Raw genomic sequence first — 23,108 nt, forward strand, 5'->3', positions numbered from 1 at the left:
ACGACACCGACCGCGACCTGACACGGAGGCACCGGTGAACCCCCTCGTGACCGCTTCGCAGGACGCCTCGGCCGCGCCCACATGGCTGCATGTGACGGTGATGGCCGTGGCGGTGCTGATCCTCATCTACAGCCTGGCCAGGCACAGCAACTGACCCCCGCCGCCCTCACGGGGCGTGTGGAGCGAGCCGGCCCTCCTCCCGGCGCAGCGCCTCACGGGCCGCGCCCAGTGCCGCCTCCCGGTCCCGCGGCACCACCCCGATCCGGGTGCGCCGGTCGAGCAGGTCGCCCTCGTCGAGGGCGCCCTCGTGGCGTACCGCCCACACGAGTTCGGCCATCGTGACCGGGTGGCCCGGTACGACGGGGGCCGCCAGGTCCGGGTTTGCGAGCGCCAGGGCGTGCACGGCCGGGGCCTCGGTGCCGTAGCGGCGGACGAGCCGGAGGGGAGCGTCCAGGGCGGCGAGCCTGCCCCGGGCGGCGGCCCCCACCAGCGGCAGGCAGGCCGTGCGGCAGGGCCCCGCCGTGAGACCGCGCGCGGAGACGACCGCGTCCAGGGCGTCCTGGGCCATGCGCCGGTACGTCGTGAGCTTGCCGCCCACCACGGTCACCACGCCCTCCCGGGACGTCAGCACCGCGTGCTTGCGGGAGATGTCGGCCGTGCGGGACGAGCCCGGGGCGGTGGACGTGTCGAGCAGCGGCCGCAGCCCGGCGAAGGCGCCGATCACGTCCTCACGGCCCAGCGGCACGTCCAGGGCCGAGCCGAGCACGTCGAGCAGGAAGCCGATGTCCGTCTCCGGAACCTCGGGCACGTCCGGGACGGCGCCCTCCACGGGCTCGTCCGTCAGCCCCACGTACACCCGTCCGTCGCCCTGCGGGAGCACCAGGACGAAGCGGTTCGCCTCACCGGGGATCGGGATGTGCAGGCCCGCGGTGAGCGAGCCGAGGTCCTCGGAGCGCAGCACCAGGTGGGTGCCGCGGGAGGGCCGCAGACGGATGTCGTCGATCAGGCCCCCGGCCCAGACGCCGGTGGCGTTGACGACCGCGCGGGCCCTGATCCGGGCCTCCTCGCCGGTCAGTTCGTCCCGCACCAGCGCCCCGCCGCCGTCCAGCGCCAGCGCGCGCGTGCGGGTCAGGATCCGCGCGCCGTGCGCCGCGGCGGTGCGGGCCACGGCCGTGACCAGGCGGGCGTCGTCGCTCAGCCGGCCGTCCCAGGAGAGCAGCCCGCCGCGCAGTCCGGCGGACCGCAGCACCGGTGCCATGTGCCGGGTCTCCACGGGGGACAGGGCGCGGGGCGCGGGCAGGGTGGAGCGCGAGGTGCGGGCCGAGGCGCGCAGCAGGTCGCCGGCGCGTAGCCCGGCCCGCGTCAGCGCCGCCTGCGACCGGGACACCAGGGGCGTCAGCGGCAGGACGAACGGCTGCGCGCCGACGAGGTGCGGCGCCGTCCGCTCCATGAGGATGCCCCGTTCCACGGCGCTCTCGTGGGCGACGTCCAGCTGCCCGGAGGCCAGGTAGCGCAGGCCGCCGTGGATGAGCTTGGAGCTCCACCGCGAGGTGCCGAAGGCCAGGTCGTGGGCGTCGACCGCCGCGACCGCCAGGCCACGGGAGGCGGCGTCGAGGGCGATGCCGGCGCCGGTCGCGCCGAGGCCGACGACCAGGACGTCCACCTGGGCGCCCTCGGCGAGTCCGGCCAGTTCCCGGCGGCGGCGCGCCGCGTCCAGCGACGCGTCACGGGAAGGGCGGGCGTGCGGCGTGGGGCTCGGGTGGCTCATGGGACGAGGGTCCTTTCCAGGAGGGTCCGCAGCTCACCGAGGAAGGCCGCCTCGTCGAGCGCGGTGTCCGAGTCGTCGGTCATGGTGCGCAGCGAGAGCGTGAAGGACTGGACGATCAGCAGCACGGACCGGGCCTGGAGGGCGGGGTGCGCCCGCCGGACGGAACCGTCGGCGTGCCCCTCCTCCAGTGCGCCGGTGATGAGCCCGAGCAGCGCGTCCTGGCTGGCGCCGCGCCGGTCGAGCACGTAGGGCAGCAGCAGTTCGGGGTCCACGTCGACGATCTTGTGGAAGAGCGGGTGCGCGCGGAACGCCTCGACGCCGGCCACCAGCCCGTCGACGAGGGCACTCCTGGCTGGGGCGCCGGGCTCGCGCTCCGGCATGGCCGACACGGCCAGGGCGACCCACTCACGGGTCATCACGTCCCCAACCAGGGTCCGTACGTCCGGCCACCGGCGGTAGAGCGTCATGCGGGAGACCCCGGCGCGGCGGGCCACGTCGGTCAGCGTCGTACGGCGTACGCCGACGGCGAGGACGCAGTCGCGGGCCGCGTCCAGGACGGCTTCCCCGTCCGAATGGTTGTGACGAATGGGCGTCATCTGTCACAGTGTACCGCCAGTGCGGGCCGCAGAGCACGCCCGGAGACCGAACCGACGGTGAGGAACACGACCCCGTGGACATGTTGTGGAGCGGCTGGGGCGACCCGGCCAAGGCGGCACCCCTGCCCGGCACCGTGACCGGCCTGCTGCGAGACCTGCTCGGCGTCACCCCGCGCGAGCACGGCCCCGCCGCCCTGGAGGACATCGCCGTACCCGCCTCCCCGCTCACCGACGAGGCGCGCCGCGCCCTCGCCGCCTGCCTCGACGACCCCGCCCACCTGCGCACCGACGCCGCGACCCGCGTCCGCCACACCCGCGGCAAGTCCACCCCCGACCTGCTGCGCATCCGCGCCGGCGAGGTCGACGACATACCCGCCGCCGTCCTGCTGCCCGGTACCCACGACGAGGTCCTCGCCGTCCTGCGGGTGTGCGCCGAACACCAGGTGGCCGCCGTGCCGTTCGGCGGCGGCACCTCGGTCGTCGGCGGCCTCGCCCCCGAACGCACCACGTTCGTCGCCCTGGACCTGCGCCGCATGGACGCCCTGTTCGGCCTGGACGAGGTCTCCCGCACCGCGACCCTCCAGCCCGGGCTGCGGGCGCCGCACGCCGAGGCCCTGCTCAACGAACGCGGATTCACCCTGGGCCACTTCCCCCAGTCGTACGAGTGGGCCACCATCGGCGGCTTCGCCGCGGCCCGCTCCAGCGGCCAGGCATCGGCGGGCTACGGCCGGTTCGACGAGATGGTCCTCGGTCTCACCGTGGCCACCCCGGAGGGCACCTGGGACGCCGGGCGGGCACCCCGCTCCGCGGCCGGACCCGACCTGCGCCAGCTGGTGCTCGGTTCGGAGGGCGCACTGGGCGTGATCACCTCGGTCACCGTGCGGATCCGTCCCCTGCCGCAGAGGCGGCTCTACGAGGGCTGGCGCTTCGCCTCCTTCGAGGCGGGCGCCGCCGCGCTGCGCGCGCTGGCCCAGGACGGCCCCCGCCCGACGGTGCTGCGCCTGTCCGACGAGACCGAGACCTTCGTCGGCCTCGCCCACCCCGACCGCATCGGCGACGCCGCCACCGACTCCGCCGGCTGCATGGCGATCGTCGGGTACGAGGGCACCGAGGCCGACACCGAACGCTGCCGGGCGGGCGCCCACCGGGTGCTCCTGGCCGCGGGCGGCGAGTGCGCCGGCACCGAACCGGGGGACCGCTGGGCCCACGGCCGCTACGACGCCCCCTACCTGCGCGACGCGCTCCTCGACGCCGGCGCCTTCGCCGAGACCCTGGAGACCGCCGCCTTCTGGTCCGCCCTCCCGGAGTTGTACCGGAGCGTCCGCCAGGCCCTCACCACCACCCTCACCGACGCGGGCACGCCCCCGCTCGTCATGTGCCACATCTCGCACGTGTACGAGAACGGCGCCTCGCTCTACTTCACGGTGGTCTCCGCCCAGGGCGAGGACCCCGTCGCCCACTGGGCCCCAGCCAAACACGCCGCGAACGAGGCGATCCTGGCCGCCGGCGGCACCATCAGCCACCACCACGGCGTGGGCACCGACCACCGGGACTGGTACGTACGCGAGGCCGGACCCCTCGGGATCCGCGTCCTCCAGGCGGCCAAGGCCGCACTCGATCCGGCCGCGGTGCTCAATCCGGGCGTTCTCGTGCCCGTCCACCACCCCTGAGTCCCCACCCACCGCCCTGCCCACGGAGGCGCGCACATGCGACAGTTCACCGCCGTCGTCAACCCGGCCGCCGGCAGCGCCGCCGGCACGGCGGCCCTGCTGCCCGTCGCCCGGCTCCTGCGGGAGGCCGGGGCAGGGCTGGAGACCCGCTACAGCCGCAGCCTCGACCACGCCCGCGAACTGGCCCGCCAGGCGGCGGCCCGGGGGCACGCCGTGCTCGCGGTGGGCGGCGACGGCATGGCCGGCGCCGTCGGCGGGGCGCTCAGCGGCACCGACGCCGCCCTCGGTCTCGTACCGTCCGGACGCGGCAACGACTTCGCCCGGGCCCTGGGCCTGCCCACCGACCCCCAGGCCCTGGCCGCCGTCCTGCTGCGCGGCACCCCGCGCGCCGTCGACACCCTCCGCGTCGACTCCGCCGTCCACGCGGGCGTGGCGGTGCTCGGCAGCGTGTACGCGGGCGTCGACGCGGTCGCCAACCGGTACGCCAACCGGTCCCGGCTGCTGCGCGGTTCCGCCTCCTACTACATGGGCGGGGCCCGCGCGGTGGCCGGCTGGCGGCCGGCGACGTACCGCGTCACCGTCGACGGCACGGCTTACGAACGGCGCGGCTACACGGTCGTCGCCGCGAACTCCGGCTTCTACGGCTTCGGCCGCCGCGTCGCGCCGGACGCGCGCGTGGACGACGGCCTCCTCGACGTCGTCGTCATCCGGCACGCCCCCAAACGCCTGTTCTTCACGATGATGAACGAGCTCCGGACCGGCGCGCACCTGCGGCGCCCGCAGGTCGAGGTCCTGCGCGGCGAGGAGATCCGCATCGAGGCCGACCGCGACCTGCCCTACGGCGCGGACGGCGAGGTCGACGCGGCCCTGCCGGTCACCGTGCGGGTGCTGCCGGGCGCGCTGCGCGTGCTGTCCTGAGGGACCTCAGGGCAGCAGGACCAGGACGGCGAGGGTGTAGAGGCCGGCGGAGAAGGCCGTGCCGTACGCCTCGTACCGGCGCACTCCCCGCTGGTCGCCGCTCAGCGGGTGCATGGTGCGCTGGACACCGCAGAAGGTGCCGGCCATGGCGAGCGCCAGCCCCGCCCCGACCAGGGCGTACACACTCGACTCCGTCGGCTGGGCATGGAGACCCAGCAGGCGCAGCACGAGCCCGGTGACCGGGGGGACGCTGCTGACGGCGGCGAGGATGGCGCACTGCCGGTAGGCGTCGTCCCGCGAACCGATCCACTGACGCCTCCGCCACTCCTCCCGGACGCCGGGGTCCTGGGGCCCGGGGTGCCAGCTGTCGCCGACGGCGAACGACGTGAAGTAGGTACCGGCCAGCCCGCCGACCCCGGCGATCACGGCGAACAGCGTCTTCTGCGTGGGCAGGTGGATGGCGGCCAGCACCGCGAACGCCGACAGCACCGACACCAAGGACACCACGACCGGCACCGCCACGAACATCACGGCGGCGGGGAGGTTCGCGGTCTCGTCCACCTCGGCGCCTATCGCCGCCAGCGCGATCGAACCGGTCAGGCTCCCGATCATGGCGACGACCAGGAGCCCCGCCGCCAGGCTGACGAGTGTGGTGTCGCCCGTCCCGGCGGTGGTGAACAGGACGATGGTCGCGGGTACGGACAGGGCGCCGAAGGCGCCCACGATCGGCGCGTACGCGGCGGCGCCCCGGCGGACGTCGTAGTGACCCGTCACGGCGGGCCGTGTGCGTTCGGTTGACATGGCGGGACGCTAGCCGCTCCCGGCCCGACGGCGCAGGCGATCGGGCGGGTGACGGCACCACGGGGACACGGCCCGGGGTGACCACCCGGGGACGCGCGCCGGCGCGCGCCCCCGGGTGACCGGCCGTCAGCCCCCGGAGCCCGGGACCAGGTTGACGCGCTCGCGGACCACCGGGTACCCCGCCTTCGCGAAGGCGGCGGCCATCGCCACGTTGCCCCGGTCCGTGGCACCGGCGACGAACGTGGCACCCCGTTCGACCAGGAAGTGCGTGCACTCCGCCAGCAGGTCGTACGCGTACCCGCGCCCGCGCTGCTCGGGCACCACCCCGATGAAGCCGACGCACGGCCCCGAGGGGTTGTGCGCGGGGATGTGGAGGCCGGCCAGGTCGCCGTCCGGCGTGTACGCCACCTGCCACCACTCACGCGGCGACGGGCACCAGTGGAAGAACTCCAGCTCCTCCCGCGCCGCCTGGTCGAGGCCGCCCTCGGCGATGGCGCGCAGCGCGTGCGCGTCCAGCGTCGCCGAGTGGACACGGCGCAGCGTGTCGAAGAACACGGCGTCGTCCGGCTCCGCCGCGAACGTCAGCCGCCCGGGCCGCTCGGGCAGACCGTGATCCGCTGTCCAGCGGTACATGTACCGCTCGACCAGCACCTCGTAGCCGGCCGCCCGCGCGGCCCGCAGCCGGGTCTCCCACGCGGCGCGCGCGACGGGGTCGTCGCGCCAGCCGGCGGGCAGGTTGATCTCCAGCTCGACCTGGAAGGGGGCGGTGCGCAGCAGTTCGGCGCCCGCCTCCTCCTCGCCCTCGGCGACGTCGAACCAATTGATGTTGACGGGGGTCTCGTCGTCGGCACCGCCCCACCAGGCACCGCGCGCGACGACGACGCCGTCGCGCAGCGCCACCCGCTTCCACTCGGGCCGGTGCGTGTTGCGCGCGTGCGCCGCACGCGCGCCGAGGGGGTCGGGCAGGGTGTCGAAGAGATGGGCGTCGCTCGCGTCGAGCGCGCGGATGACCGTGTCGGCCATGGGAGTCGTCCTCCGGGAAAATGTGCGGTGAAGCGCTCCCGGTCAGGCCAGAGACGCCGGGGAAAGGCAACGGGAGCGCGGGGAACGTGAGTTGTGCACGGCGCTCGCCTCCCTTCCGCTGTCGTGGGCGTCGGTGCACACGCTAGGCGGCCCCCGGCGACGGTGTCCAGCGGTTTCTGTGTGAGGCTGGCCCCCGCACACCGTTCAGAGGGGGACCACCACCGTGCACGCGCCGAGCCTTCCCGAAGACCTCGACCACCCGGCCCGCCTCTGGGCACGGGCCGTCACCTTCGCGCTCGTGGAGGGAGCCTGCCGCGACGGCCGGCCCGAACACGACCTGGACGAGCACGGACTGTGGTGCCACAGCACCGGCGCGGGCGGCTGGTGGCGGCTGACCCGAGTCGACGACGGGCGTGCCGTCCTCGCCGGCCAGGACCCGGACGGCAGCCACACCCACATCGACGGCCGGCAGGTCGACTTCCTCACCGGCGGCCCCGACTGGCTGCCGTGGGAGCTGTTGCGCGACGACGCCGACGGCAACCTGCTGGGCTTCGTGTACTGGTGGCACGACGGCGCCTGGCACCGCGCCCCCTACCCTGAGCAGCTCCCCGAGGACGGTCTCGAGGGCGCCGCGCCGTGGGTGGACTCCGAACCGGAGTTCCAGGCGCTCACGGCGGCGCTCGCCCGCGCCGACGAGCTGACGCGGGACGGGCGGCGCGCCCTGGACGAGGCCGTCACCCGGTTCCGCGAACGCGCGGAGGCCCGCACCGCGGACCTCGACGCCGTGGCGGCGCTCCTGGCCGCCGCCCGGCCGGACGGCGTGCCCGCCGAGCGGCTGGAGACGGCGGTGGACCTGGCCCGCCGCGCCGGCGTGATTCCTGCCGAGGGGGCCGCGGCCAGGGTGTGGCGTGGGGACATGGAGGACTCCTGCTGATCTTTCCTGCGTGGTTTGCGGGCGGGGACGCCCCGGCCGGCCCGCCGGTTGCGCCGGACGGGCGACGGGGTCCGTGACCGGCTCGGCCGGGCGGTCGTTGGCCGGGCATGCCACGTACCGCCACGCGCGCTCTCGCGCTGCTCGCCCTCACCGGCGCCGCCCTGGCCGTCCCCGCGACCGCCCACGCCGAGTCCCTCAACGGGGGACTGATCGACAAGGTCCACGTCGGACTCGACGGCCGGCTCGGCGGCCACGTGGTGGACGAGGCCGTACGCACGGTCGACACCGTGCAGTCCAAGGCGTCGATCCGGCCGGGCGGCGACGGCCGTTGAGTCAGGAGAGGACCACGCACGCGGCGGCCGGGACCTCCACCCGGCCGCCGCGCCGCAGCGCACCGCTCTCCGGGTCCGCGTGGAACCAGGTCACGTCGCCGGACCACTCGTTGGCGACGTACAGCGTTCGTCCCGACGGGCCCGCCACCAGATCGCGCGGCCACACACCGCCGCAGTCCACGGCGCTCGTGAGCCGCGGCTTCTCCGCCCCGTCCGCGAGCGAAAACGTCAGGACGGTGCCGGCGCCGCGCACCGCGGCCCGGACGAACCGGCCCTCGGCCGCGACGTGGACGACCGAGGGGTACACCCGCTCCCCGGCGGGGGCGCCCCCGGAATCGATGGCCACCTCCGTCAGCGGCTCCAGACGCCCGGCCGCCGCGTCCCACCGGCAGACCGTCATCAGCGGCTCCAGCTCGTGCAGGACGTACACCACCTCGCCGGCGGGGTGGAAGGCGAGGTGACGCGGCCCCGAGCCGGACCGCAGCGCGGTCTCCGCGTGGACCCGGAGCCCTCCGGTGGCCGGGTCGGCCGCGCAGACCCGCACCGAGTCGGTGCCCAGGTCCACACTCAGCACCCACCGCCCGCCCGGGGCGGTCAGCACCTGGTGGGCGTGCGGCCCCCGCTGCCGCTCGGCGTCGGGGCCCGAGCCGTGGTGGGCCAGCACGGCGGGCGGCCCGGCCAGGCTTCCGTCGGGCCGTACCGCGAAGGCGCTGACGCTGCCCGAGCCGTAGTTGGCGGTGTACAGCCGTCCGCCGGCCACGGAGAGGTGCGCGGGGCCGGAGCCCGCCACGCCGACCGCCGGGCCGAGCGGGGCGAGGGTGCCGTCCGGCCCGGTGCGGAACGCCGCGACCGTACCCGGATCGGTGTCGCCGGCCGCGTACAGGACCCCGGTGCCGGGGTCGAGGGCCAGACCGGAGGGGTTGGTGACGGTGTCGACACTCGTGCGGGGGGTCAGCGCCCCGGTGTCCGGGTCGACGGCCGCGACCGTGATGCCGCGGCCACCCCCCGAGGTGAACGAGCCGATGTACGCCCAGTGCACGCGATGCCCTTCCTGCCGTTCCACGACTGGCTGGGCACTGTAGGCACGGGCCGTCCCGTCAGGCGCCGTACACGCCGACCTCGCGCAGCGAGTAACCCCATTCGGTCCCGCGTTCGATCCCGGTGACGCGCACGAAGCGCGCCGGTACGGCGGTGAACCGCGCGGTGTCGAGGCCGCCGTCACCGGCGGTGGTGGACCAGACGGTCCGCCACGCCTCTCCGTCGGTGGACACCTCGACGCGGTACGCCTTGCCGTACGCCCGCTCCCAGTCGAGCGTGACCCGCGCGACGGTGCGGGTGGCGCCCAGGTCGACGCCGAGCCACTGGGGGTCGCTCCAGCCGCTCGCCCAGCGGGTGCCGGGGTCGCCGTCCACGGCGCGGCCGGGCGCGTAGCTGGTGAACGGGTGCCACTCCGACGTACTGGCCGAGGCCGTCGAGCCGGCGGCGAGGTTCTCGGCGCGGTGCCGCTCGGAGCCGCCCCAGGTGGTGAGGTAGGACTCGGCGCCCCGGAAGAGGTCGTCGATGACGTCCTGGCCGCCGGTGACCCGGATGTCCTCCAGCCAGTCCGGTACCAGGCCGTAGTGGGCGGCGCCGTCGGTGTTCACGTCCCAGGTGCGTTCACCGGTGGTCTGCCGCTCGACGAGCGAGCCGCCGTCGGCGCTGCGGAACGGGTACCGCACGGGGTTCGGCGTGCCGGCGCCGCGCGGTCCCGGCCAGCCGCCGACACCGTTCATGTCGGTGCCGTAGCCGTACCCCACGCCGTACTTCTCGCGCAAAGCGTCCGTGCGCCGCGCCTCGGCGGTGAACGCCTCGGCACCGTGCATGTACTGGGCGACGAACCCGCCGAGGCGGTAGACCCGCTCCGTCCAGTCGATGTCCATCCAGCTGTGCGAGGACAGGACGCCGGGGTACGACGCGGACTCCAGCACGTCCAGCACGCGGCTGGTCGCCTTCACGCTCATGTGGTCGATCTCGATCATCATCTTCCGCTGCATCATCCCGCGCAGGGCGTACTCGCCCAGCGCGGTCAGACCGCGGGTGTTGCAGCGCGCGTCGGCGGCGTACGCCGGGACCGAGACACCCGGCGGGAGCCTCTTCTCCGCCTCGGCGGCCGGCGCGCCACCGATGGGGTTGTCGGCCTGCGGGCCGGCGCACTTCTCGGTCCTCCAGAAGGTGCCCGTCGACAGGAACTGGCCCACGTTGATGGCCGTGCCCAGGCTGCCGGAGTCGAACCGGACGCCGCACAGGGCGTTGTCGAACTTGTGGCACAGGAACATGCTGCGGACGCCGAGCGCGTACAGCTCGTCGAGGCCACGGTCGATGTCGGCCCGGTCGCACTGCGGGACGTCCAGGATCTGCTTGCAGCCGAACGGTTCGGAGGTCTCCACGCCCAGGACGACGGCCAGTTTGCCCTGCTCGATCACCTCGCGGGCCTGGGCCGAGTCGGTGACCACCCGGAACCAGCCCTTGCCGGGCCCGCCGTACATCCGGTCGACGAAGGCCTGCATCTCGTACGTCCTGCGCGCCTGGAGGCGGATGGAGGTCATCTCGTCGCAGCCGCGGTCCTTGAAGAAGTAGACCGAGCAGATCACCCCGTTGGTGACGAGGTCGTTGACGAGCACGCGCTGGCCGCCGCGCCAGGCCCGCTCCACCCAGGCGTAGTAGTTCTGCTGGTGCGTCAGCGAGTCGTGCGCGGGCCAGTCCTCGAACGTGGGCCAGCCGTCGGGGTCGTGTCTGCCGTCGCCGCCCCTGGTGATGAAGTCGAAGACCGCGAGGGAGCCGTCGGGGTAGTGCTCGGGGCAGTCCTTGAGCGCGTCGGCGACGCCGGCCTCCGAGAAGGGCTTTCCGCAGATCAGCCGGCCGCCGAAGGCCTCGTTGGACATCAGGTGGTCGTGCGCGTCGACGAAGCCCCTGACCCGGCCCCGGGCGTCGGTGCCCTTGAACGGCTCCCCGGTGACGCCGATGCGGGAGTCGGGGGCGGGCCGCGCGACCGGGTCCCACCAGCCGGCGCCGGCCTCGGCCCCGGTGACCGCCGGGGCGGGGCCCGGGGTCAGCAGGGTGAGGACCAGGGACAGTACCGCGAGGACCGTGAGCCTGCCGTGCGAGCGCAATGACATGGTCGTCACCCGTGTTCCAGCCGGAAGCGGCACCGTCGGGGAGCCGGGCGCCCGGAGGTCCGGCCCCTCGCGGTGATTGTCATGTCCGCATAAATCACGCGCGCGACGAGGATCGCGGCTGGCGCGTGAGCAGTCAAGAGCGGCGACGCACATGACGGATCGTCTCTTCGGTGAGCCGCCGCCCCCCGCGCCCTTCCCCCGACCGCCCCGCGTCCTTCCCCGACCGGCTCCCCCGACCGGCCCCGTCGGCGTAGGGTCCCGGTATGGTGCACGTACTGAGCAGCAGGATCCTGCTGCGTCCCCGTGATCCGCACGCCTCCCGCGTCTTCTACGGCGAGACCCTGGGCCTCGCCGTCTACCGGGAGTTCGGTACCGGCCCGGAGCGCGGGACCGTCTACTTCCTCGGCGGCGGGTTCCTCGAGGTGTCCGGCCGCTCGGACGAACCGCCGACCGGGACGCTGCGGCTGTGGATGCAGGTCGCCGACTGCGCGGCGGCCCACGAGGAGCTGGCCGGCCGGGGCGTGGAGGTGCTGCGGGCGCCGGTGCGGGAGCCCTGGGGCCTGATCGAGATGTGGATCGCCGACCCGGACGGCCACCGCATCGTGCTGACCGAGGTGCCCGGGGACCACCCGCTGCGCTACCGCCCCTGACGCGAGCCGCCCCGCACGCACCCGCCGCGACGTCAGACGGTGCAGGTGGGCACCCCGTCCAGCCACGCCGGCCCCTGGATGTAGATGTTGGTCACCCACGCCCCGTAGTCGGGCAGGTAGGACCAGGCGTCATTGGTGTGGCCGTCAGCGGTGACCGTCTCCGCGTGCTTCTGGCACTGCACGCGAATCGTCGTCGGGCCGGGGAAGGCGTACACGCGCGCGGCCTTGACGGACGGCTGCGCCTTGGTCCACACACCGGTGCCCCACGTCCGGAAGACATGGCCGGTCACCGGACCCGGGTCCACCCGGACGGCGCCGAAGTACCCGCCGCCGAGCCGGACGTCGCTGACCATCAGCTTGGTGCCGGACTGCCGCGCCTCCACCATCCGGCCGTCACCGAGGTACAGGGCGATGTGGTGCAGCTTCTGGGACGTGCCCCAGACCAGCAGGTCGCCGGGGACCAGCGGGGCGAGGCCCTGGCCGGCGGTGAAGCGCTGCGCCGCGCGGTGCGTGTAGTACTGGGCGCCGGCCACGCCGTTGAGCAGGTCCTCCCCGGTCGCCTTCGCGTAGGCGTGGCGCACCAGCCCGGAACAGTCGAAGCCGAGACGCTCCGGGTCGTGCTCGCTGGCCGGGTCGGTCGGGTCGACCTGCCCGTACGTCGGGCCGGGCTTCGCGCCGTGCCCGCCGCCCCACGTGTACCAGACGCCCGCCGCCACCTGCTCGCACGCGGCGGCCACGGCGCGCTCGGCCGCGGCGGAGGCCCCGGGCGCCCGGACGGCGCACGCGCCGTCGGCGACGGCCGGCGGGGACGCGGGCGCCCAGAGGAGGACGGCGACCAGACCGAAGAGAGCCGCGATGAGCGGAGAGCGGCGAAGCATCCCTGACCTCGTTCCCTTGAGACGTACCTGCCTGGCGAGCAGCCTGCTCGTCATGACCCGCGGCCGTCGAGGTCCCGGCGGCGCCCCGTCCGGACGGGCAACGGGAAACACCCCGGGAAACCCGGCGGCGGGGGCGGCCTCAGCGCCCGGCGCAGGCCCCGCCCGCACCCGCGGGGACGTCCGGCAGCAACCGCTCCCGCTCCTTGGGCCCGATGCGCTGCCGCACCCGGCAGATCTCCGCCAGCCGGGTCCCGACGTCGAGGTTCCACAGCCGCACGGTGCCGTCGTTGCTGCTGCTGGCCACCGTCCGCCCGTCACCGGAGAACGCGATGCCCCACACCGCGTTCGTATGACCCGTCAGAGCCGCCCACAGCCGCCGCCCCGGCACGTCCCACACCCGCACCGTGCGGTCGTTGCCGCTGCTCGCCAGGGTCCGCCCGTCGGGGGAGAAGGCGATGCCCCGCGCGGAGCCGGTGTGGCCGGTCAGCGTCCCGACGCAGCGGCGCGACCGGATGTCCCACAGCCGCACCGCGCCGTCGTTGCCGCTGCTGGCGAGCATCCCGCCGTCCGGGCCGAACGTCACGCCCCGGACCGCACCCGTGTGACCCGTCAGCGCCGCCAGCGGCCGGCGGGAGCCCACGTCCCACAGGCGTACGGTCAGGTCGTCGCCGGCGCTCGCCAGCATCCGTCCGTCCGGGCTGAACGCGACGTCGTTGACGAAGTCCGTATGGCCCGGCAGGGCGGCCGAGGGCCGGCGCGACGCCACGTCCCACAGGCGGATCCTGCCGTCGGACCCGGCCGACGCCAGCGTCCGCCCGTCCGGCGCGAAGGCCACGGAGAACACGTCCCCCCGCGTGCCGGTGAGCGTTACGGGCGGGCGGCGCCCGGCGACGTCCCACAGGCGGACCGTCCCGTCGGACCCGGCCGACGCCAGCGTCCGCCCGTCCGGCGCGAAGGCCACCGAGAAGACCGTCTCCCGGTGGCCGGTGAACGTCGCCACCACCCGGCGCCCCGCCACGTCCCACAGCCGCACCGTGTGGTCGGCGTCGGCGGTGGCGAGCAGTCTCCCGTCGGGGCTGTAGGCCGCCTGCCAGATCTCGGACAGCGGATGCGACGTCAGCACCGAACCCCGCAGGTCCCACAGCGCCACCGACCGGTCGAACCCGGCCGTGGCCAGCACCGCGCCACCCGGATCCACGGCCACGCCGAGCACGTAGTCGGTGTGCCCGGTCAGCGTCACGGCCGGCCGGCCGCTGCGCACGTCCCACAGCCGGGTCGTGCCGTCACCGCCCGCGCCGACCACCATCGTGCCGTCCGGCGTGAACGCGACCGCGTTGACGTCGTCGTCATGCCCCGTCAGCACCCGCGCGGGTCGGCGCCCCGCCACGTCCCACAACCGCACCGTCCGGTCCACGCCCCCGGTGGCCACCGTCCGTCCGTCCGGGGCGAACGCGGCACCGAGCACCTCGTCGGTGTGCCCCCGCAGCACGGCCGGCGGCCGCCCGCCGGCGACGTCCCACACCCGTACGGTCCGGTCCGACCCCGCCGACACCAGCGTCCGCCCGTCGGGGGCGTACGCCAGGGCGTTGACCCGCCCCGCATGGCCGGTGAGCGACGCCACGGTCCGCGCTCCGGCCACGTCCCACAGCTGGACCGTGCCGTCGGCACCCGCGACCGCCACCGTCCGCCCGCGCGGCGCGAACGCCACGGCCCGCGCCCCGGTGGTGCGCGCCGGCAGGACCACCGACCCCGTCCGCCGCCCGGTCGTGTCCCACAGCCGTACGGGCCCGTCCGTGGACGTCGCCGCGAGGGTCCGCCCGTCCGGGGCCAGGGCGACCCCGCGCACCCGCCCGCGGACGGTGTAGGTCGCGGTCGTCCGGCGGTCGGCCACCCGCCACAGGCGTACCGTGCCGTCCGAGCTCGCCGACGCCAGCAGCCCGCCACGCGGCGCGAAGGCCACCGCGTTGACCGGCCCGCGATGCCCGCGGAGCCGGGCGGCGAACGCCTGCGACTGGGTGCTCAGCAACGCCCCGCGCGCCTCGGTCGTCGCGTCCGTGCGGTACGCCTCCTCGGCCAGCAGCATGGACGCCTCCGGCTGACCGGAGGCCAGCGAGGTGGACCGCACCGCGAGCGCCTGCGAGCGCGCCACGCGCTCCTGGCCGAGGGCGCCCGCCCGCTGCTGGTAGGCCACGCCTCCGGCGGTCAGGGCGAGGGCCAGCAGCACGACGAGGGTGGCGAGCATCCGCTGCTGCCACCTGGCCTGGCGTCTCGCCTGCTCCGCCCGGCCCTCCTCCTCCGCCCGGCTCGCCCGCAGGAACGCCGTTTCCCGGGGGCCGAGCCTGCTCGCGCCGTCGAGCTCCTCGGCCCACGCTCGCACGGTGTCCAGCCGGGTCCCCCGGTAGAGGACGGACGGGTCGCGACCCTCGCGCTCCCACTCCTCGGCGTCGTGGGCCAGTTGCTGGTGGATCAGCAGCCCGGCGCGGTCGGCGTGGATCCAGCCGTGCAGCCGGGGCCAGGCGTGGAGCAGCGCCTCGTGGGTGATCTCGACGGTGTCGCTGTCCATGGTGATCAGCCGGGCCCGTACGAAGGCGTCGAGCGCGTCCGCCGCGCCCTCCGCGTCCGCCAGCTGCTCCAGCAGCGCCGTACGGCTCATCCGCCGCCGGGTGGCCCCCGCCCCTTCGGCGATGTGGACCAGCCGCACCAGGATGCGGCGGAGGGTCCGCTGCTCGGCCGGGTACAGGCGGGCGAACACGTCCTCGGCCGTACGGGCGACCGCCCCCTGGATGCCGCCGGTGTCCTCGTACCCGGCGACGGTCAGGGTGGCGCCCTCCCGCCGCTGCCAGGTGGCCATCAGCGCGTGGGAGACCAGCGGCAGAGCGCCGGACGGGGCGCGCTCCGGCGCACCCGCGGGGCCCGGCGCACCCGCGTCGTCGCGCAGGCCGGCGTCCCGCAACAGGAGGGGAACGAGCCCCGGTTCGAGCGCGACCCCCGCGAGCCGCGCCGGGCGCGTGATGGACTCGCACAGCTCGGCCACCGACATCGGCGGCAGCACGAACAGCCCGTCGGTGAAGAGCGACGCCGGCTCGGGCAGGTCCAGGCACCTTCCGGTGAAGTCGGCCCGCACGCCGATCACCACCACGGCCGCGTCGTACCCGGTGATCTCCGGCCGGGACGTGGCGACGGCGGTGAGCACGCGGACGAACGCGCGCCGCTCGTCCTCGTCGGGGCAGAGCGTGAACAGCTCCTCGAACTGGTCGACGACGAACACCGGCCGGACCGGCGGCGGGCGGCGCCCGCCGGCCTCCGGCCCGCCGTCCCGCCCGCCGGCCTCCGGCCCGCCGTCCCGCCCGCCGGCCTCCGGCCCGCCGTCCCGCGGCTCGCGTGCGCCCGGCACCGTCCGGCGGTCGGGCGGCGGGGCGTCCGTCAGCCGGCGGACGGCTTCGAGCAGGAGCTCCGGCCGGTCGCGCAGGTCGCGCGTACCGATGCCGAGGTCGCTGCCCAGGGCCTTCCCCGTGCGGTCCAGCAGCTCCTGGAGCGGCTGGGTGGTGGGCGTGCACATCACCAGCGGCCACCCGTCGGCCCCCGCCATCGGGAAGCCGCCCGGGCGCCGCATGGCCGGCACGAGACCGGCGTTGAGCAGCGACGACTTGCCCGCGCCGGACGGGGCGACGACCAGCAGCGGTCCGCCGCCGATCCGGTCGAAGACCCGCTCGACCAGCGAGGCCGTCACCCGCTCCCGGCCGAAGAACCAGCCCGCGTCCTGCGGGCCGAACGCCGACAGGCCCCGGTAGGGGCAGTGGTCGTCCGGCCGCTCGGCCGGCGGGTGGGGCGCCGGCGCCTGCCGCACCAGGCGAAGCAACTCGCCCTCCGCGCGCAGGACCTGGTCGCACCGGCGCGCCACGTCGATGGTGACCCGTTTGGCACCGGTCTCGATCTTGCTCAGATAGCCCTTGCTGTAGTGCGTCTGACGCGCCATGTCGGCCAGTGACAGCCCGCGTCGCAGCCGCAGGTCCCTCAGCCGCGCGGAGAAGGTCACCGCGGCGTCGTCGGGCAACTCGTGCGGACGGTCGGTCATCCGTCCGCGATCCGGATCCCCCAAAGCATCCCCCATGGCCAGGTACGCCCAGATTGTGAGATGACAGCAGCCCAGGCTACAGCGGGGGTCCGACGGCCGACCGGACGATTCGTCCGGTGTGGCGTGAACAGGACTTCCGGCGCCGCCCGGTCGGCGGTGCCGGAAGCTGTCCACGATGCCGGGAGGCTCGGGGTTACGGCTGGAGGGTGATCGAGTTGATCGGCGTCATGTCCTTGTCGATGTACTGGTTGGGCGGGAGGTAGCCCTGGCAGCCGGTGCCGTTGTACCCGGTGCAGGTCCGGACGGTGGCCCCGCCGGTCTGGTTGTTGAAGATGCGGTACGTCCCGTACATGTTGCTGAGGTTGTGAGCCCCGTACGTGTAGTACCGGTGCGTCGGGCGGTCGTTGTTCCAGCCCGCACCCGGGTACAGACAGACGTACCCCGAGGCGCACCCGTGGCTGGCGGCGGCCTCCGCCGCCTGGGCCTGGGTGGCGGTGACCGTGGTCATCGTCCCGACGGCGAGCGCGAGTGCCGCGGCGGCCCTCATCATCTTCACCTTGCGCATGGTTCCCCCTTGCTGGGTCCTGCGGTGTGCTGACGACCTCAGACTTGCCGCGGCGCCCACCGCGGTGAACGGGTTTCCCGTTGCCCGTCGCGCCGCCCCCCGGGAAACCACCGGTGACCAGCCGCCCGGGAGCGGTGAGTCAACGGACCCGGAGCACCGTCACGTAGCCGCCACCGGATCCGGCCCCGCGCGGCCGGCACCCCCGCGCCTGAGGGATGCAGTGGGGGAGTGGCGGGCCCTGGGACGTCGTCCGGGGGCCCCGGCGGCTCTGGGGAGAGGGCCGGTGGTGGCCGATGTGACGGCCGGGGTCGCCCAGGGGCCGAGTGTGCGGTGGTGGCCCTGGGAGTCGTGGTAGCGGTGGCGGCACACGTGGCCCCGGGGAGCCGAGCCGGCCAAGGGGCTCAAGGGGCTCAAGGGGCTCAAGGTAGTCGAGTGGCCCAGGCGTCGGCCCCGGTGGCGGCGGGGGAGGGTGCGGGGCCGGTGGCGTGCGGCGGCTGGGACGTGGTGCCCGCGCGGGCGGGCGGGCTGGTCGTGGTGCCGGTCGCGGCCGGTGTGAGCGGGCCCTTCCCGGCGGTGTCAGCACGAAGGAGCGGGGAACGTGAGGCAGGAGTGCGCTTCCCGGGCCGCGTCGCGCCGGATGCCGTGGGCCGGCTCCCGGAACTGGCCCAGGTCCCGGGGTTCCCGTTCCCTTCTGGTGGAACGGCAGGCCGGTAACCCGAGTAAGACGGTCAGCTCCGCGTCCGTCTCACGGTCCGTCCAGTGGTCGCTCCCCGACTCTTCGATCATGTGACTGCCCTCCGGTGCGCGAGTACGTGCTGAGCACCGTAGAAGCCGGGCGGCCACAGCACATCCTCCGCTGTGCGTATCCCTGTCGGCATCGTCAGGCCGTCGCGTCCGCGAGCAGGCGTGCCAGGGGCCGGGGGACACGCGCCGGTTCCAGCCGCCGGACGAGCGCCCGCGCGTACTGCGACTTGCGGCCGCTGTGCGTGCCCATGAACCGGTGCAACTGCTGCTCCACGGTCCGCTCCCGCTGCGCGGGCTGGTTCCGGAAGGTGCGGAACGCCCGCCACTCGCCCTCGTCGACGATGACCTGCCGGACCGTTTCGGCCCCGGCCGCCCGTATCAACTCGTCCTCCAGGTCGGCCACGCACACATGGAAGCCGCGCCGCTCCATGTCGGCGCGGCCGGGGGCGTCGCCGAGTCCGGCCCGCTCCAGCCCGCGCCGGAACCAGTGCTCCTCCGCGGCGTCGCACAGCCCCGCCACGTCGAGACCGAGCCCCCGCGGGCCGAGGACCTCGAGGAACCGCCCGATGCTCGTCACGCCGCCGAGCGGGACGACGGGGAACCCCTCCGCGTCCAGGTCGCGGCCCAGCCGCGCGGCCAGCGTCTCGACCGCCACCCGGTCACTGGGGCCCTCGACGAGGAGGACCCTCCTGGGCCGGGCGCGAGCGGCCAGTTCCCTCGCTCTCGCCGCGGCCGACCGCGCGCCGTGGCCGCCCGCCGCCCAGGCGACCGCCGCCGACCGGAAACCCTCGACATCGCTCATCGACGCCAGTCTCGCAAAGACGCGCGAGCGACGTGGCTGAATTTCCGCCCCGCCGAGGCCGGTGATTACACCGATGCCACGCCGCCCGGGCCGCCGTGACAGTGGCAACCCCCACCCGCCACGGCGCGACGGACCGGCCGCACCGGCACGTACGCGCCACAACAGAGAGGACGACTCCGTCGTGCACCAGCACAGCATCAACGCGTCCCCCGCACCCGCTCCCGCCGAGGGCAGGCGCCGCCGGCGCAGGCCGGTCGTCGCGGCCCTGGTGGCGTTCCTGGCCGTCGCCGGTCTGAACACCGCCATGTCGCCGGGCGCCCAGGCGGCGGACAACCCCTACGAACGGGGTCCGGCCCCCACCACGTCCAGCATCGAGGCCACGCGCGGCCCGTACGCGGTCTCCCAGACCAGCGTCTCGTCGCTGAGCGTCACCGGTTTCGGCGGCGGCACCATCTACTACCCGACCACCACCAGCGACGGTACGTTCGGGGCGGTGGCGATCTCGCCCGGCTTCACCGGCACCCAGTCGTCCATCGCCTGGCTGGGGCCCCGCCTGGCCTCCCAGGGCTTCGTCGTCTTCACCATCGACACGATCACCACCGTCGACCAGCCCGACAGCCGGGGCCGCCAGCTGCTGGCCGCGCTCGACCACCTGACACAGCGCAGCACGGTCAGAGGCCGTATCGACAGCACCCGCCTCGGCGTCATGGGGCACTCCATGGGCGGCGGCGGCACCCTGGAGGCGGCCAAGAGCCGGCCGTCCCTCCAGGCGGCCATCCCGCTCACCGGCTGGAACACCGACAAGACCTGGCCCGAACTCAGGACGCCCACCCTGGTGATCGGGGCCGACGGTGACACGATCGCCCCGGTGGCCACGCACTCCGAGCCGTTCTACGAGTCGCTGCCGTCCACGCTCGACAAGGCGTACCTCGAACTGAACAACGCCAGCCACTTCACCCCGAACACCTCCGACACCACGATCGCCAAGTACAGCATTTCGTGGCTGAAGCGGTTCATCGACAACGACACCCGCTACGAGCAGTTCCTGTGCCCGATACCGCGGCCCAGCCTGACCATCGAGGAGTACCGCGGCAACTGCCCGCACACCTCCTGACCGCCGCCCCGGTGGCGGCCGCGACCCTCTGGGCGTGGCCGCCACCGGGCCGCGTTGTGCTCACGCACAGAGTTGCCCCGCAACCCTTGGGAACGTGCCCAGCCGGACGCCCTCCGGCATGTGGTTTCCCCAGCTCGCGGCGGTCGCCGGAGCCCTACGGCTCGGGTGGACGCAAGGCTTCCGGCACTCGTTACGCGCAAGTAACGTGATCGGCGTGACCACGAAGACGACCGCCGGGACCTCGCTGCGACTCCATGGCCGCGACGCCGAACTGGACGCCGTGGCCGCCCTGTCGGAACGCCTGTCGGCCGGCCTGTCGGGCGTGCTGCTCGTCGCCGGCGAGCCGGGACGCGGCCGGACCGCCCTCCTGGACCGGGCGGTACGCGACTTCACCGCCGGAACCGTCCTGCACACCCGCGCCGCGCCCGCCGAGCGCCACCTCCCCCACAGCGGCCTGCACGCGCTGCTGAGCAGCGCCCCCGCCCTCGCCGCCCGAGTCCTGCGCCCCGCCGTCGGTACGGATACCGGCACCGGTACGTACACCGGCACCGCGCCCGGCGGCCTCCTCGGCACCGGCCTGCCGCCCACCGGACTCCTGGACCTGCTGCGGCACACCGGCCGCACCGGCGACTCCGGGCACACCGGCCACCACCGGCCCCTGCTCGTCTGCGTCGACGACGCGCACCTGTGGGACCCGCGCTCACGCGCCGCCCTGGGCTTCGCCGCACGGCGCGTCGACTCGGTGCCCGCCGTCGGACTGCTGCTGTCGGTGGCCGCGCACACGGCCGGGGCCCCCGACTTCGCCGGACTGCCCGTCCTCCACCTCGCCCCGCTCACGGGGCAGGCGGCGGGCGCACTGCTGGACGACCTCACCCTCGGCGCCGTCGACCCCCTGGTACGCGGCGAACTGCTCCGCGAGGCCGAGGGGAACCCGGCGCTCCTGACCGCCCTCGCCGGCCGGCTGTCGACGGCGCAGCTCTCCGGGCACGCCCCGCTGCCCCGGCCGCTCGCGGACGGACCGGCCCTCGCGCGCGTCGTGGGCGGCCGGCTGGCGGAACTGCCCTCCACCACGTGTGAGCTGCTGTTGCTGATGGCCGCCGCCCACGAGTACCACCCGGACGGCTGCGGCGCCGAGGCGGCCCCGGTGCTGCGCGCCGCCCACGCCGCCGGCCTCGACCCCGACGCGCTGGACGCCGCCGAGCGTGCCGGGGTGGCGCGCGCGGCGGGCGACCGCGTCCGGTTCGACGACCCGCTGGTGCGCCGGGCCGTGCGCCGCGGTGCCCCGCCGGCCCGGCTGCGCGCGGCGCACGCGCGGCTCGCCGCCGCGCTCGACGGCGAACGCGACCGGCTGGCCCACCTCACGCACCGCGCCCTGGCCGCCGACGGCACCGACGCGGGGCTCGCCGACGGGCTGGCCGCCGCCGCGAGCGACCCCGGCGTCCGCGCGGAGCCCCTCCAGCGGTCCCTGGCGCTGGCGCGGGCGGCCGACCTCACCGCCGAGCCCCGCTCCCGCGCCGCCCGGCTGACGGCCGCCGCCGAGTACGCCCGGCTGGGCGGCCGCCCCCGCCGGGCCGGTCAACTGCTGGCCGCGGCCCGGGAGGCGGCGGCCGGACACGACGCGGTGCGCGGCCGCGCCGAACTCGTGCGGGGGGCCCTCGCCCTGCGGGACGGACCCGTGGGCGACGCGCACGAGGCGCTGCTGCTGGCCGCCGCGCTGCTCGACCCGTACGACCCCGAGGGCGCCCGGGGAGCCAGGTTCGGCGCCATGGAGGCGGCGTGGGCCGCGGGGGACATCGCCTCCTGCCTGGCCGCCCTCGACCGGAAGCCGGCCGGCCCCGCCCCGGACGACGACGACTTCCGGGCCGGGATGCTGGCCGCCCTGAGGGGCCGGTTCGGGCAGGCGCGCGGCCCCCTGCGCCGGGTGCTCGACCGCGCCGGGGGCGACGACGACCCGGTGCGGCTGCTGCGCGCCGGGGCGGCGGCCCTGGTCGTCGGGGACATCGCCGCCGCGTGCCGCGTCAACGCGCGGGCGCTGGCGGCGGCACGGGCGCGCGACATCGCCACCCTCGTGCCGCAGGCCCTCGAACACCTCGCCTACGCCGAGCTGCGCACCGGGCGGCACCCCCGCGCCCGCGCCCACGCCGAGGAGGGGCTGCGCACCGCCCACCGGTCGGGCCAGCGCAACGTCGTGGCGCACCACCACGCCGTCCTCGCCCTGGTGGCCTCGATCGAGGGCGACCGCGCCGCGCTCACCGCCCACGCCGACGAGGCCCTGGCGATCGCCGGCCCGCACGGTCTCGTCCAGGCCGCGTCCCTCGCCGAATGGGCCCGCGCCCGGGCCGACCTGGGCCGCGGCATGGCTCTGGACGCCGCCGCCCGGCTGGGCCCGCTGGTGCGGCCGGGGCATCGCCACGGTCACTTCGCCGTGCGGATGCTCATGGCGCCCTGCTTCGTGGAGGCCGCCGTTCTCGCGGGGGAGGGCCGCGACGACGCCGGCACCGCGGTGGAGGAGTTCGCCGACTGGGCGTCCCGGGGCGCCGATCCGCAGGCCCCCGCGCAACTGGCCCGCTGCCGCGCGCTGCTGGCCCCGCCGTCGGAGGCGGAGGCGCTGTACGCGTACGCGCTCACCGGGCACGAACGGGCGGGCGGCGACTTCGAGCGGGCCCGCACGCTGCTGCTCTACGGCAAGTGGCTGCGGCGCCGGCGAAGGCCCCGGGAGGCGCGGGGCCGGCTCAAGGACGCGCTGTACGCCTTCGAGCGTTCCGGCGCCACCGTGTGGGCCGAGCAGACCCGGGCCGAACTGCGGGCGACCGGCGGGACGGCGGCGCGGGAGACGGCCGCTCCGCTGGCCGGGCTGACTCCCCAGCAGTTGCGCATCGCCCGGTGCGTCGCCGAGGGGGCGACCAACCGCGAGGTGGCGCTGCGGCTCTCCATCAGCCCCCGTACCGTCGACCACCACCTGCGCAACGTCTTCGCGCTCCTCGGGGTCCGTTCCCGCGTCGAACTGTCCCGGCTGGTGGCGCGGGAGGAGACCGTCACGGCCGGATGACCGCCGCACCCGCCCGCACCGCTACCGCCGGGTT

Annotated in this window: 17 protein-coding genes; 7 read left to right on the forward strand and 10 right to left on the reverse strand. The window is 75.4% G+C overall.

Annotated features, from left to right (window positions below):
• Nucleotides 1-166: 166 nt before the first annotated feature.
• The gene (locus tag IE109_RS19510; protein WP_189552217.1) at nt 167-1,768 is read right to left on the reverse strand and encodes a glycerol-3-phosphate dehydrogenase/oxidase; all 1,602 of its coding nucleotides are present in this window, start codon (nt 1,766-1,768) and stop codon (nt 167-169) included.
• Complete coding sequence (locus tag IE109_RS19515) at nt 1,765-2,364, reverse strand: TetR/AcrR family transcriptional regulator (RefSeq protein ID WP_189552218.1); 600 nt, start codon at nt 2,362-2,364, stop codon at nt 1,765-1,767. The genes IE109_RS19510 and IE109_RS19515 overlap by 4 nt, the downstream gene beginning before the upstream one ends.
• Before the next feature lie 74 nt (nt 2,365-2,438).
• Here IE109_RS19515 and IE109_RS19520 point away from each other — a divergent pair, with 74 nt between their 5' ends.
• Nucleotides 2,439-4,034 (forward strand): FAD-binding oxidoreductase, encoded by a 1,596-nt coding sequence (locus tag IE109_RS19520; protein ID WP_189552219.1) that lies wholly within the window; start codon nt 2,439-2,441, stop codon nt 4,032-4,034.
• A gap of 36 nt (nt 4,035-4,070) precedes the next feature.
• Nucleotides 4,071-4,952 (forward strand): diacylglycerol/lipid kinase family protein, encoded by an 882-nt coding sequence (locus tag IE109_RS19525; RefSeq protein ID WP_189552220.1) that lies wholly within the window; start codon nt 4,071-4,073, stop codon nt 4,950-4,952.
• 6 nt (nt 4,953-4,958) lie between these two features.
• Here IE109_RS19525 and IE109_RS19530 read toward each other — a convergent pair whose 3' ends face one another.
• A complete protein-coding gene (locus IE109_RS19530; protein WP_189552221.1) occupies nt 4,959-5,753 on the reverse strand; it encodes a hypothetical protein in 795 nt (264 codons plus the stop codon).
• 126 nt (nt 5,754-5,879) lie between these two features.
• On the reverse strand, nt 5,880-6,776 hold the full coding sequence (locus IE109_RS19535) for a GNAT family N-acetyltransferase (protein WP_189552222.1): 897 nt from the start codon (nt 6,774-6,776) through the stop codon (nt 5,880-5,882).
• 223 nt (nt 6,777-6,999) lie between these two features.
• Between IE109_RS19535 and IE109_RS19540 the strand changes: the two genes are divergently transcribed.
• Nucleotides 7,000-7,710: a hypothetical protein gene (locus tag IE109_RS19540; RefSeq protein WP_189552223.1), complete on the forward strand. Its 711-nt coding sequence runs from the start codon at nt 7,000-7,002 to the stop codon at nt 7,708-7,710.
• 107 nt (nt 7,711-7,817) lie between these two features.
• Nucleotides 7,818-8,042, forward strand: a complete 225-nt coding sequence (locus IE109_RS19545) for a hypothetical protein (RefSeq protein ID WP_189552224.1) — start codon at nt 7,818-7,820, stop codon at nt 8,040-8,042.
• Between the two features lies 1 nt (nt 8,043).
• Here IE109_RS19545 and IE109_RS19550 read toward each other — a convergent pair whose 3' ends face one another.
• Nucleotides 8,044-9,105 (reverse strand): lactonase family protein, encoded by a 1,062-nt coding sequence (locus IE109_RS19550; RefSeq protein ID WP_229891262.1) that lies wholly within the window; start codon nt 9,103-9,105, stop codon nt 8,044-8,046.
• A gap of 34 nt (nt 9,106-9,139) precedes the next feature.
• The gene (locus IE109_RS19555) at nt 9,140-11,197 is read right to left on the reverse strand and encodes a discoidin domain-containing protein (RefSeq protein ID WP_189552387.1); all 2,058 of its coding nucleotides are present in this window, start codon (nt 11,195-11,197) and stop codon (nt 9,140-9,142) included.
• 263 nt (nt 11,198-11,460) lie between these two features.
• On the opposite strand from IE109_RS19555, the gene IE109_RS19560 reads away from it, so the two are divergent.
• Nucleotides 11,461-11,847, forward strand: coding sequence for a VOC family protein (locus IE109_RS19560; RefSeq protein ID WP_189552225.1), 387 nt, complete (start codon nt 11,461-11,463; stop codon nt 11,845-11,847).
• 32 nt (nt 11,848-11,879) lie between these two features.
• Here the strand turns inward: IE109_RS19560 and IE109_RS19565 are convergent, their stop codons facing one another.
• The 4 genes from IE109_RS19565 to IE109_RS19580 all read right to left on the reverse strand — a co-directional run bounded on the left by IE109_RS19565 (nt 11,880) and on the right by IE109_RS19580 (nt 18,911).
• Nucleotides 11,880-12,725 (reverse strand): C40 family peptidase, encoded by an 846-nt coding sequence (locus IE109_RS19565; RefSeq protein WP_189552226.1) that lies wholly within the window; start codon nt 12,723-12,725, stop codon nt 11,880-11,882.
• Between the two features lie 139 nt (nt 12,726-12,864).
• Complete coding sequence (locus IE109_RS19570) at nt 12,865-16,800, reverse strand: WD40 repeat domain-containing protein (protein WP_189552227.1); 3,936 nt, start codon at nt 16,798-16,800, stop codon at nt 12,865-12,867.
• Nucleotides 16,801-16,993: 193 nt separating this feature from the next.
• Complete coding sequence (locus IE109_RS19575) at nt 16,994-17,365, reverse strand: hypothetical protein (RefSeq protein WP_189552228.1); 372 nt, start codon at nt 17,363-17,365, stop codon at nt 16,994-16,996.
• 880 nt (nt 17,366-18,245) lie between these two features.
• Entirely contained in the window at nt 18,246-18,911 is a 666-nt protein-coding gene (locus IE109_RS19580) for a TOPRIM nucleotidyl transferase/hydrolase domain-containing protein (RefSeq protein WP_189552229.1), read from the reverse strand.
• A gap of 181 nt (nt 18,912-19,092) precedes the next feature.
• On the opposite strand from IE109_RS19580, the gene bdeA reads away from it, so the two are divergent.
• Both bdeA and IE109_RS19590 read left to right on the forward strand, forming a co-directional pair.
• Nucleotides 19,093-20,025 carry a bis(hydroxyethyl) terephthalate hydrolase gene (gene bdeA / locus IE109_RS19585; protein WP_229891263.1) on the forward strand — a complete coding sequence of 311 codons (933 nt, stop codon included), beginning with the start codon at nt 19,093-19,095 and terminating at the stop codon, nt 20,023-20,025.
• Nucleotides 20,026-20,239: 214 nt separating this feature from the next.
• Nucleotides 20,240-23,074 (forward strand): helix-turn-helix transcriptional regulator, encoded by a 2,835-nt coding sequence (locus IE109_RS19590; protein ID WP_229891266.1) that lies wholly within the window; start codon nt 20,240-20,242, stop codon nt 23,072-23,074.
• The last annotated feature ends 34 nt before the right edge of the window (nt 23,075-23,108 follow it).

The sequence above is a fragment of the Streptomyces lavendofoliae genome (assembly GCF_014649735.1).
In the GTDB taxonomy this organism is placed as follows: Bacteria; Actinomycetota; Actinomycetes; order Streptomycetales; family Streptomycetaceae; genus Streptomyces; species Streptomyces lavendofoliae.

Bases quoted from the DNA above. Each gene is read 5' to 3' on its own strand.
- IE109_RS19510 (WP_189552217.1), bottom strand. From the start codon at position 1,768: ATGAGCCACCCGAGCCCCACGCCGCACGCCCGCCCTTCCCGTGACGCG.
- IE109_RS19515 (WP_189552218.1), bottom strand. From the start codon at position 2,364: ATGACGCCCATTCGTCACAACCATTCGGACGGGGAAGCCGTCCTGGAC.
- IE109_RS19525 (WP_189552220.1), top strand. From the start codon at position 4,071: ATGCGACAGTTCACCGCCGTCGTCAACCCGGCCGCCGGCAGCGCCGCC.
- IE109_RS19530 (WP_189552221.1), bottom strand. From the start codon at position 5,753: ATGTCAACCGAACGCACACGGCCCGCCGTGACGGGTCACTACGACGTC.
- IE109_RS19535 (WP_189552222.1), bottom strand. From the start codon at position 6,776: ATGGCCGACACGGTCATCCGCGCGCTCGACGCGAGCGACGCCCATCTC.
- IE109_RS19545 (WP_189552224.1), top strand. From the start codon at position 7,818: ATGCCACGTACCGCCACGCGCGCTCTCGCGCTGCTCGCCCTCACCGGC.
- IE109_RS19555 (WP_189552387.1), bottom strand. From the start codon at position 11,197: ATGTCATTGCGCTCGCACGGCAGGCTCACGGTCCTCGCGGTACTGTCC.
- IE109_RS19560 (WP_189552225.1), top strand. From the start codon at position 11,461: ATGGTGCACGTACTGAGCAGCAGGATCCTGCTGCGTCCCCGTGATCCG.
- IE109_RS19565 (WP_189552226.1), bottom strand. From the start codon at position 12,725: ATGCTTCGCCGCTCTCCGCTCATCGCGGCTCTCTTCGGTCTGGTCGCC.
- IE109_RS19570 (WP_189552227.1), bottom strand. From the start codon at position 16,800: ATGACCGACCGTCCGCACGAGTTGCCCGACGACGCCGCGGTGACCTTC.
- IE109_RS19575 (WP_189552228.1), bottom strand. From the start codon at position 17,365: ATGCGCAAGGTGAAGATGATGAGGGCCGCCGCGGCACTCGCGCTCGCC.
- IE109_RS19580 (WP_189552229.1), bottom strand. From the start codon at position 18,911: ATGAGCGATGTCGAGGGTTTCCGGTCGGCGGCGGTCGCCTGGGCGGCG.